The organism is Pseudomonas sp. WS 5059 (assembly GCF_012985525.1).
In the GTDB taxonomy this organism is placed as follows: domain Bacteria; phylum Pseudomonadota; class Gammaproteobacteria; order Pseudomonadales; family Pseudomonadaceae; genus Aquipseudomonas.
In genome coordinates this window covers 1-723 of sequence record NZ_JAAQWO010000023.1, presented here as the reverse complement: position 1 = coordinate 723, position 723 = coordinate 1, and the positions used below count along the sequence as shown (strand labels likewise).

At 57.0% G+C, this 723-nt stretch carries 1 protein-coding gene; it reads right to left on the bottom strand.

The genetic code is table 11. The annotated features are described in order from the left end of the window. Window positions 1-723 (bottom strand): immunoglobulin-like domain-containing protein (locus HBO12_RS28180; protein WP_346343205.1); only part of this gene is annotated, 723 nt, incomplete at both ends.

The following is a 723-nucleotide window of genomic DNA, read 5'->3' as shown; positions in this document are numbered from 1 at the left end:
CAAGGGTGGCGGTGTAGACGATCTGGCCGCCTTCACCGACAGTTTTGGTCGCGGTCAGCACCACATCGACCTTGTCGATGGTGTCGTTGATGGTGGTAGTCGCGCCATCGCCTGCAACCACGAGTTTTTCGAAGTTGCCACCGTCAGTGCCGGTGATCTGGACTGTTTGGGTGCTCTTATCGATGAACACGTCATCGCCTGGGGCATCCACTGTCACGGTGCCGACGGTTTCGCCAGCCTTGATGGTGATGGTTTGCTTGTTATCGAGCGTCAGGGTGACGTCGGTGTCAGCCTTGTTGCTCAAGGTGGCGGTGTAGGTGATTTTTCCACCCTCACTCACTTCCGACGGAGCTGTCAGGGTCACAGTTGTAGTGTTATCGGTGCCCGGTGTGTCGGTCACGACGGTGGTGACTTTATCAGTGCCCGGAACCAGATTTTCAAAGTGCTCGCCACCGGCGACTTCTTTAATGCCGGTAGTAACGGTCTGGTCGCCTTTGTAGACGTCGTCCGGAGCCACAACCGAAACAGTCCCGCTCGACTTGTCCACACCGATGGTGATGACCTGGTTGTTATCCAGGGTGATGGTCAGCGGACCAGTGGTGTTAGTGACGGGGGCGCCGTTTTTATCCACAAGGGTGGCGGTGTAGACGATCTGGCCGCCTTCACCGACAGTTTTGGTCGCGGTCAGCACCACATCGACCTTGTCGATGGTGTCGTTGATGG